The organism is Salinivibrio socompensis S35 (assembly GCF_000513715.1).
Taxonomy (GTDB): domain Bacteria; phylum Pseudomonadota; class Gammaproteobacteria; order Enterobacterales; family Vibrionaceae; genus Salinivibrio; species Salinivibrio socompensis.
Genome location: NZ_AQOD01000101.1, coordinates 1 through 9,873, shown reverse-complemented (window position 1 = coordinate 9,873; position 9,873 = coordinate 1). Strand labels below are relative to the sequence as shown.

The 9,873-nt window shown below is 47.8% G+C and carries 6 protein-coding genes, 4 pseudogenes and 2 riboswitches; of the genes and pseudogenes, 6 read left to right on the top strand and 4 right to left on the bottom strand.

What is annotated here, in order from left to right:
- The first annotated feature begins 559 nt into the window (after positions 1 to 559).
- A pseudogene (locus DZ54_RS21205) lies at positions 560 to 819 on the top strand (TIGR03643 family protein).
- Between the two features lie 334 nt (positions 820 to 1,153).
- On the opposite strand, the gene DZ54_RS0111410 reads toward DZ54_RS21205, so the two are convergent.
- The 3 genes from DZ54_RS0111410 to DZ54_RS0111400 all read right to left on the bottom strand — a co-directional run bounded on the left by DZ54_RS0111410 (position 1,154) and on the right by DZ54_RS0111400 (position 3,594).
- Positions 1,154 to 2,317 (bottom strand): amidase family protein, encoded by a 1,164-nt coding sequence (locus DZ54_RS0111410; protein WP_025674206.1) that lies wholly within the window; start codon positions 2,315 to 2,317, stop codon positions 1,154 to 1,156.
- Positions 2,318 to 2,428: 111 nt separating this feature from the next.
- Positions 2,429 to 2,803 carry a hypothetical protein gene (locus DZ54_RS21200; RefSeq protein ID WP_025674203.1) on the bottom strand — a complete coding sequence of 125 codons (375 nt, stop codon included), beginning with the start codon at positions 2,801 to 2,803 and terminating at the stop codon, positions 2,429 to 2,431.
- Positions 2,804 to 2,853: 50 nt separating this feature from the next.
- Positions 2,854 to 3,594: a J domain-containing protein gene (locus DZ54_RS0111400; protein ID WP_025674201.1), complete on the bottom strand. Its 741-nt coding sequence runs from the start codon at positions 3,592 to 3,594 to the stop codon at positions 2,854 to 2,856.
- Between the two features lie 275 nt (positions 3,595 to 3,869).
- A riboswitch (glycine riboswitch) is annotated at positions 3,870 to 3,957 on the top strand.
- Positions 3,958 to 3,960: 3 nt separating this feature from the next.
- Positions 3,961 to 4,038, top strand: a riboswitch (glycine riboswitch).
- An 80-nt stretch (positions 4,039 to 4,118) separates the two neighbouring features.
- Here DZ54_RS0111400 and DZ54_RS0111395 point away from each other — a divergent pair.
- On the top strand, positions 4,119 to 5,519 hold the full coding sequence (locus DZ54_RS0111395) for an alanine/glycine:cation symporter family protein (RefSeq protein ID WP_025674199.1): 1,401 nt from the start codon (positions 4,119 to 4,121) through the stop codon (positions 5,517 to 5,519).
- Positions 5,520 to 5,603: 84 nt separating this feature from the next.
- Here the strand turns inward: DZ54_RS0111395 and DZ54_RS0111390 are convergent, their stop codons facing one another.
- Entirely contained in the window at positions 5,604 to 6,278 is a 675-nt protein-coding gene (locus DZ54_RS0111390; protein ID WP_240473983.1) for an HAD family hydrolase, read from the bottom strand.
- Positions 6,279 to 6,483: 205 nt separating this feature from the next.
- Here DZ54_RS0111390 and DZ54_RS21195 point away from each other — a divergent pair.
- From DZ54_RS21195 to DZ54_RS21180, 4 genes and pseudogenes are all read left to right on the top strand, one after another.
- Positions 6,484 to 7,067 (top strand): annotated as a pseudogene (locus tag DZ54_RS21195) (FMN-dependent NADH-azoreductase).
- Between the two features lie 205 nt (positions 7,068 to 7,272).
- A pseudogene (gene sbcB / locus DZ54_RS21190) lies at positions 7,273 to 8,693 on the top strand (exodeoxyribonuclease I).
- Between the two features lie 274 nt (positions 8,694 to 8,967).
- The gene (locus DZ54_RS21185) at positions 8,968 to 9,468 is read left to right on the top strand and encodes a hypothetical protein (RefSeq protein ID WP_128080511.1); all 501 of its coding nucleotides are present in this window, start codon (positions 8,968 to 8,970) and stop codon (positions 9,466 to 9,468) included.
- Between the two features lie 148 nt (positions 9,469 to 9,616).
- A pseudogene (locus DZ54_RS21180) lies at positions 9,617 to 9,873 on the top strand (IS4 family transposase); the annotation flags it as partial.

The window sequence follows — 9,873 nt, the reverse complement described above, 5'->3', positions numbered from 1 at the left end:
CTAATTATTATTCTTTCTGTTGTTATTGGCTGTGTTGGTATATGGTTGATTTTTTATATGTACATATCCCCACTCTTTGAATCTAACCGTCATTCCGCACCTAATTATCTAATAAATTACGTGACGCCCATCACGTAACGAGTGGCTAGGTCATTCAATGGTGGCTACCTAAGTCGGTTTCTGATATCAATACTCGGTTAAACTATCTCTCACTACTATCAGGAGGTCAAACGTGGCTCGTCATCAAAAATCACATGCCTCTCTGCTAGTTCCTCAAAGGCAGAAAGATTTCGAAATTGTCACGAACGTGTCGGCATCTTCGGCGAAATTAATTCTAAAAATAGCTGCGGAATCTCGGGTACAACAGGCGATTAGGATAAAAATTGCCTTTTACCCTTGTTAAAAATAGCCTTCCGTAACTAACTGTATTTACAGTTTATTTTTAAAGAGCCAAAAAAGAAGGGTAATAGAGGGTATTTACTCATCCGCTCTCATTGATCCGCGTTCCTCACCTTATGCGTACTTATGTGGGCTTGATACCAAGGAGGTGCATATGCAAATGACCGATCTCGGTGACCTAGACCGAATTATTGAGATGGCGTGGAAGATAGAACCCCGTTTGAGGCCATTGAGACGTTATATGGGTTGCGCCAGGACGATGTGATTGCATTGATGCGGCGTGAACTGAAGCCACGTAGCTTTAAGGTGTGGCGAGCACGTACTCGCGGGCGAAAAACGAAGCATCAGGCGTTACGCTCAGAGGACGTCATGCGTAGCCACTGTAAGACGCAATACAAAATAAAATCCGCCAAAAAGTGACAGCCTTAGCGATAGATCGTGTTTTGATGAAGAGGAGTGACACGTTAATTGGGCGTCTCAGAAACGTTACAGGAAGGTGACAGCTAATTTGTCACTTTCTTATAATACGAAGGCCGCTTGATAAAACCAATACAATCCTAAAATAAACCTATATAAATCAAACATTTATAAAGTTAAACACCGACTAATCCCACTAGTTATCCACAGTTTCTGTTGATAGTAAACACACAACATTAAACTTATTTTAAAGTTCAAAATCATAACCTTAATAAAGAAAACAGTCTTTTTATAGAAATTTCTTGACGAACCAGAGGATAAGGAAGCAATCATTCCTTTAATTTAACCACCGACGCGCGACTTCCATCAACAACTTATCTTTATAAGGATGCGCGAGTAATGTTATCCCGTAGGGCACATTTTCATGGGTAAATAAAGGAATCGTCAGTTGTGGTAAGCCACACACATCGGCTAACGCCACGAGACGGCGTTGGGCTAAATTAAACCTATCACTTGTCGGTTGGTCCGCATCACGAGGTAAAATCGCCCCTGGTGTCGACGGCATGATCATCACTTTATCGCTCGACCACATGGCGGTAATAGAATCTCTTAGCTGCTTACGCGTTTTCTTGGCCTGGTAGTGGGCTTTGTAATCCACTTCTCGCAAACGTTCAAGATACCCTTGTGTGGAGGTTGGTAAATCCAGCTTGGCGCTGTCTAACCAAGATTGGTACATCAGTAGAAACTCCTGGCTAGCAATCGCAACTTGGGCTTTTTCTATCCGGCTGAGCACCAATTTATTCATCGCTAAGGTGGTTTCTTGAGGCAGGTTAAGCTGCTCGAGCTGCTGATAGACCTGCTTCATCGCCTCATCCGAATAAAACGAAGCAAAAATAGGCTCAGCGATGACCACACCTTGAATATTAGTGACTGCGGTTGAGGGCTTTGCTACCAGCTCTTGGAACTGACTTAAAAGACCGAGACTAGCACTGCATACGCCAATGTTATCAAAGGTATCAGCCATAGCGATGATCCCGGAAGTATCCACCAAGCCGGGTGTGGGCCGATAACCAAAGAGACCGCAATGTGCAGCAGGGATCCGTACTCCCCCAAACGCATCATTACCCAAACCGAAATCAGCTAGCTTTTTCGCCACAGCCACTGCGATACCTGCATTGGCACCGCCCACGCGATATTGACGATAATGCGGGTTACGAAGTTCAGCGTAAAAAGGGTTGAAACCGGTGATACTAAAGCCGAGCGGATCCACCTGCACTTGGCCTATCACACTGGCGCCCTGTGTCATCATGGTTTTCACTACACCCGCATCTTGGCTTGCGGCTGTGCGCGTTTCCGACCAAGCTGGGATCCCAATCCCTGACACACTCGCTTCCAGCGATATCGAATGCGACACCGCGATGTTATGGCGTCGAAAAACCCCATTAACACTGTCTTGACGCGGGGGATCATATTGGTACGCAAACATCGCTTGATCAAGCATAGTGACTGACCTCAAATAAATGTTATTGCTTATTGATCAGTGTAATACATCCAGCCGGACTGAGTCAGATTTCCTTAACGTATGACGGTCTGGCACCTTCGAGCATGACCGCTATAAATTAACCGCGGTTAAGCCGGGGGTTTGTCGGCACGACTGTTCAAACGCACTTAACTTTGGCGTGAGATCGGCACTGACAAAGGTATCATCAAATATTTGTACCTTACGTGCTAATTGCCAACTATCGATAGATGCACCTTGGCCATAAGGAATTGCATACACATAAAAATGCTGCCGCTGAGTGACGTAATCTAAGTTAGGAGGCACACGCAACGGCTGATAACTGCGGTTTAAATAAATGTAAAAATCGCCCACACAGTTTGCCACGATATATGAGCCTTGGTCACTACGAAGCGCCAGATAAGGTTGAGCAATGTCCGTATACTGGCTGATATGCCATTGTTCTGCCGTGGGGTTGAGCGCAATCATCGGCGCGTCGGGCAGACTCGGTGGCGGTGCTACGGATGGCTGGGTGGACGCTACTGTGTCAACCGGCTCCGAGACCGGTGGTTGAGGATTAACAATACGCACGCGTTGGGCGGTCTGAGATTGGCTTTCACCAATAAGGCGCTCAACCACATTTGCCATTGTCCAAACGGAACCATGGCCACCGCGATGACGCACCATGAAGCAACAACCCAACGCCAAGCTAGCCCGGGTTTGGCTGGTTTAAGCTTAACTGGCGTGGCTTTATGCGTCAGTTCAGTTTCCAGCTGCTCTACCCGAGTTAGCGCGTCTTTGAGCTCACGATTGCGTTGAGTGGCGTCTTGTTTTTCCTGATCGTGTTCGCGGGTTAGGCGAACATGTTGCCCTTCTAAGGTTTGATGTTGACGCTCTAGCTTTTGGTAATGCTCTCGCCACTGGCGATTATCAAACTCTAGTTTGGCAATTTTAGCGGTAAGGTGCGCCGGGATTTGTTGGCCGGCCTGGCGTGATTTAAGGGTGCGATTTTCTTGTTGTAAACTAGCCAACTCTTTTTGTAACCGCGCGATTTGGCTGCGCAATGCCGCCTGGTTTCCTTCACGTTGCGATTGACCCAGAGCACTGCCCTCACCCTTCCCTGCTTTAATGGCCTGATACGCTTCACTGACCAGCTGCATTAGCCCTGTGCTTCCGCCTTTATCCGGATGCACACGGCTAGAAAGTCGCTTATAGCGTTGTTTCACTTGCTCGGCAGTTTCACCGGCATTGACGCCTAAAAGTTCGTTCCACGTGGTCATGCTAGGGCTCGTTGTGTCAGTGGTAGCAAATTAATAGTAATGACGTTATCGGCCAATGTCTCATAACATTAAGCGACTGCGTTTAAAAATTGGCGTGAATCCGTGTAGGACACACCTAGCAAGCTAGCGCATATCACGCGTCGCCGTTAGCTAGTAGAACCTTCTATAAACCAATAATTTTATCCTTTTCAGAAGAACAATGCCCTGTTCACTTAATTTTGCATTGCATTCATATTTCTGTGATCTATCATACTTTCCGTCATCACGACGTTCCGATGAAGACAGCAGGAGAGAGATGGCAAATGCCATCCGCCGAAGAAGTAAATCTTTCAGGCACTTAATTGTATGGACTGCTGTTGGAGGAAACTCTGGAGAGACCCGTTAATTCGGGCGCCGAAGGAGCAAGCTTGTATTCAAGTGAAACTCTCAGGCAAAAGGACAGAGGAGATACCCACCCCAATATGTAGCACTTTTGTTAATATTAGTGTGGTCTATCTTCTCCTTTGATGTTTAAAGGGGGATTAATGCCATTTTTTTCACAACTACCCGATATACCCGCGCTTCTCGCCACCATTGACGACTGGATTTGGGGCCCACCACTTTTATTGTTGTTAACTGGCACCGGATTATTTTTTACCGTCCGTTTGGGCTTGCTCCAACTCCGCCGTTTACCGTTTGCGCTTAAGCAAATTTTCAAACCGTCTGATGCCAAAACCCAAGGCGATGTGTCTGGCTTTGCGGCATTGTGTACTGCGTTATCTGCCACGATTGGCACCGGGAATATTATCGGCGTTGCCACGGCGATTTCTCTCGGTGGTCCCGGCGCACTCTTTTGGATGTGGCTCGCGGCCTTTTTAGGCATGGCGACCAAATACGCTGAGTGTTTATTGGCGGTGAAATACCGCGAAACCGATCATAAAGGTAACATGCTTGGCGGGCCGATGATGTATCTTTCCAAAGGTGCCGGCCAACCGCTTTTAGCCAAACTGTTTGCCCTGTTCGGTTTAGGCGTCGCCTGTTTTGGGATTGGTACCTTCCCACAAGTGAACGCCATTAGTAGCGCTGCGATCCATTTATTTAATATCCCAACTGTTGCCGTCGCCGCTATTCTCACAGTGCTGGTTGCCTTGGTGACCTTGGGAGGGGTGAAATCTATTTCTGCGGTTGCCGCCAAAATCGTGCCGGTGATGGCGGTGTTGTACGTGGCAGCCTGTTTGTGGGTATTGGGCGCCAATGCATCGCAATTGCCTCATGCCGTTGGCTTGGTGTTTGAATCCGCGTTTAGCGGCATGGCGGCCACAGGCGGTTTTGCTGGCGCAGGCATGATGCTCGCCATTCAGTCAGGGATTGCGCGTGGGGTGTTTTCTAATGAATCTGGTTTGGGTAGCGCGCCCATTGCAGCGGCCGCCGCTAAAACGGATTCGTGCGTCGAGCAAGGCTTGGTGTCCATGACAGGGACCTTTATCGATACACTGATCATTTGTACCATGACAGGACTCACGTTAATTTTAACCCAATCTTGGTCGGGCGAATTAGTCGGAGCGGCAATGACATCACATGCGTTTGCCGTGGGAATGGAAAGCAGTATTGGCCCCATGTTGGTCAATATCGGTCTGCTCTTTTTTGCCTTTACTACCATTTTAGGCTGGCACTACTATGGCGAGCGCTGCGTGGCATATCTGTTTGGCAAAAAAGCGATTTATATCTATAAGCTCTGCTTCATTGGATTGATTGCCTCGGGCGCGTTTATCCAACTGAACACGATTTGGATTCTTGCCGATATTGTTAACGGTTTAATGGCGGTGCCTAACCTCATCGGCTTGTTATTGCTGCGTAAGGTCGTGATTGAAGAAACCCAGGCGTACTTTTCATCACAAGACAATGATCGGGTCAGCGAGACACCACACCCCTGCTCAACGTCATAACGATCTGATGTTACCATTCTTCATATAAAAAGCCGGCGCAATAAACAGCACCTGCTTTTTTGAATCACCCCGCTTAAATGACGGTCACGCGTATTGGCGCTCAACGTCCTCAATTCCTAACTTGCCAAGAATCGCTTGAGGATTCGCAAAGTGATTGACACGCACATCGTGCTCTACCTTGTCGCCTACCGCAACGAATTCATAGTTCAGTGACTGAGAGGCTTGCTTATCCAATACACCATCACCGAAATAAATACGACGATCAAAATGCACACCGTAATCTTGTTTGGCACGAAACGCCGCCAACGCCATCACTTCACTGCGGCTCATGGCATCTGAACAAGATGAAAATACAATGCCATCGATATGAAAACCTGCTGCTTTGAGCTTCATCCGTGCGGTTTCTTCCCATCCGCCGGTGGCAATCGCTAATTCAACTGAGGGCACATGGCGCATTTTTTGAATAAATTCTACCGCTCCGGGCATTGGCGCTACGCCTTGATCTGTAATCGCAATCGCCAATTTTTGCGTGAATACCCGTTTAATCTCTCTAAACAGCTTGATCTTGTCATGGTTGAGTCCATGGGTATCGATTAACTCTTCAATGATACCCGCATCGGTCACATTGGTATAACTTCCCCAGTTATCAGGAACGGCTAAGCCTGTGACCGCATAAATTGCCTGACTGAAACACTCGTGGTCCATTTGGCAGCTGTCCACCAGCGTACCGTCCACGTCTAACATAAATAAGTTTTTCACGTGCATTTCCTCAAATCTCGTTGTGTCTCCACAAGCGGGCGATATCATACGCCCCTGTCCACTCAGCGCAACTCAGCAGTGAGAAGCAGCGAGGACCATCAAATTTTTGAACAAGTTTGACGAATTTATACGCTGGTTTTACCGTGGCGTTTCTCTACACTCTAACGTGTTCTTAATCATGCCACCCCATTTCAAGGAGAAATACATGAAAGCGCTGGTCTTAAAATCAAGCATTCTCGGCCCCCACTCTAGCTCAAACGCAGTCATTGATAGCGTGGTAGATACCTTGTCTCCAGAGACGCTGATTGAGCGCGATCTTGCTGCCACTCCTTTGCCAATCTTGACGGGGAATAACGTGGGTGGCTTACGTGGCGCGGATGATCTCACTGAGCAGCAACAACAAGTCCAACACGCATCGGATCAGCTCATCGAAGAAGTGCAGCAAAGCGATACATTGGTCATCGCCGCGCCGATGTACAACTTCACCATCCTGTGCAACTGAAAACGTGGATTGATTTGGTTGCCCGCGCAGGGGTGACCTTCTGTTATACCGAAAACGGTCCAGAAGGATTGCTAACCGGTAAGCGCGCCATTGTGGTCACCACACGAGGTGGTATGCACAAAGGGGGACAAACCGATCATGTCACCGGATATATGCAAACCGTTCTTGGCTTTATCGGGATCACGGATGTCGATTTCGTCTACGCAGAAGGCTTGGCAATGGGCGAAGAAAACGCAACAAAAGCTATTGATGAAGCGAAGCAAACACTGAAGCGTCTCGCCTCTTAATCTTTCTCTGTTTCTGCGTTACACATCAAAGCCCGTCATCTGGCAGGCTTTGATGTCTTTGATCTTACCACCGTTGGGATTGGTGATGTGCCCTGCCAGTGTTACCATGGATGTCCATTGACTATAGGCGCTTGTTTACCATGAGCGCTTATCGGCAGGGTATTGACTCTTGCTTTTCTTTTGTTTGATCAAATTGGATTCGATTGTGACAGACGCGGACCAGCCAACCTTTTTTATTTACGATTTTGAGACGTTCGGTACCCATCCGGGCAAAGACAGGCCTTGCCAATTTGCTGGCGTTCGCACCGACAGTGATTTTAATATCATCGGCGAGCCGCTAGTGTTATTTTGCCAACCACCGAATGATTACCTGCCGGCCCCAGAGGCCTGTTTGGTCACGGGCATTACCCCTCAACTCGCCCTGAAAAAAGGGCTACCCGAGCCCGAATTCATTGCTCAAATTCATGCAGCGCTGTCTCAACCGAACACCTGTGTTATTGGCTATAACAACGTTCGATTTGATGACGAAGTTACGCGTTATACCTTGTACCGTTAATTTTTTTGACCCGTACGGTTGGAGTTGGCAAAACGGTAACTCGCGCTGGGATTTACTCGATGTGATGCGCGCTTGCTACGCATTACGGCCCGAGGGCATTGAATGGCCGCATGATGAAAATGGCAAACCCAGCTTCAAGTTAGAAAACTTATCCGTCGCCAATGGCATTGAACACAGTGACGCGCATGATGCGATGGCGGATGTACACGCCACGATTGAATTAGCGAAAAAAATCAAAGCCGCGCAACCTCGGCTGTTTGATTACCTGCTCACTCACCGGCATAAAAATAAAATTAAGCACCTGATTGACGTGGTCAATATGACGCCACTGGTGCATGTCTCAGGCATGTTTGGCACCGAGCGTGGCAACACCAGTTGGGTTGTGCCTATGGCATGGCACCCTGAGAACCCCAATGCGGTGATCACTATTGATCTCGCTCGCGATCCATCGCCATTGTTTGAGCTTGATGCCGATGCCTTCGTGAGCGTTTATATACGCCACGTCAAGCGCTTAGTGACGACCAATTGCCGGCACCGTTAAAGCTTATCCACATCAACAAATGCCCGGTGTTAGCCGATGCCAAGGTACTTCGCCCTGACGATGCCGCACGTCTCGGGGTGGATAGAGAAGCGTGTCTTCAACACCTTAAAGCACTAAAGGCAGCCCCCGAGCTCCGAGAGAAACTCGTCGCAGTATTCGCACAATCCAAGGCCTTTGACGATCAGGATATCGATACGGCACTGTATGCTGGCTTTTTTCAAAAAGCGATCGCAGCGCCATGGAGATCATTCGCGCGCAAGATCCAGAAAACCTTGCCGGGATTGATTTGAGTGTCGACGATTGGCGCATCAAACCCTTGTTATTTCGTTATCGTGCCCGAAACTATCCGTGGACACTCACTGATGATGAACAAAAGCAATGGTTTATGCATCGTCGCGATTACTTTGAAACACATCTTCCCACGTATATGGAAAACCTACAACAACTGGCGGATCACTATCAGGCTGATGAGCACAAGGTACGTATCCTCAAAGCGGTCTACCATTATGTCGAGTCTTTAGTCGCTTAACGTTGGCTTGATCATCATTACCCTACGCGCGTTTATCTCCACCGCGGCTATCTCCCAACAAGTCGCGAGCCTATCCCCTCTAAGTCGGCAGATTTGACAACCGCTATAAGTAAATAGCGGTTTTCCTCTCTTAATTCATTGTTATTATTACCTTATGATAATAACCCTGACATCTTGACTACTTTCCCATACCAGAAAAAAGGTGCGTTGACGAGTTGCAGTTCTGTGATTTAAGTCCACACTTTGATAAAGGCTGTTGTTTGGAGTGGGCTTGATGATGACAACAAAAGTAAATACACGCTGCTACCGTTTTCCTGAGGTAGATTTTGAACCAGAGAGCCGGACTCTATATTGGATGGATCGGGCCATCACCGTGTTATCGTATGAAGAGTCGCGGATGCTCGAAATGCTCTGCTACTATGCCGGAGAGGTGCTGTCTAGCCGTACTTTGTTTAAACAAGTCGCCCTGCCAGATAGCTCTTTTGCGCAGCACCAAAGTGTGGTCACGTCTCTCATGGCCAAGTCTTACCGCAATGGTAAAAAATGTCTGCCTTTCGACGTGGTCGGTGAGTTTGGGTTTCGTGTTGCGCTACCACAACAAACCTTTGCGCAACGGCCAACCACACCGGCGGATAATCAACCTGATCTATCCCCACCTCCGGCGACAAAATCTCCGGCGTTGAGCGATCCTTCACTGAGTATTTCTAAACCGCTCACGACATTAATTACTATTGCTTTTATCATTATTGGCATCGCGGCACTACTGACGCAATAAATCTGAGCTCGCCGTGATGCCGTGATTAAGCGGGCTAAGTACTGAGGAATCCCCTGATGATTTAGATAAAAATCATCAATTTAAGGTAGATGCACACCTTGTCATATGATCAAATGGTTTCGCCAAAAATCAATAATCAGACAACAAGATGTGCGAACTCAATATCTTACATGACTCTCTCTACCAATTCTGCCCTGAACTGCATTTAAAGCGACTTAATAGCTTGATGTTAGCTTGCCGAGCATTGCTTGAGAGCAACACGCTTACGCTTACCGAACTTGGTCGCAACTTACCTTGCCAAGCTAGAACTAAGCACAACATAAAGCGGATGGATCGCCTGTTAGGTAACCGTCACCTGCACCAAGAGAGACTCGCCGTCTACCGTTGGCATGCTAGCTTTATCTG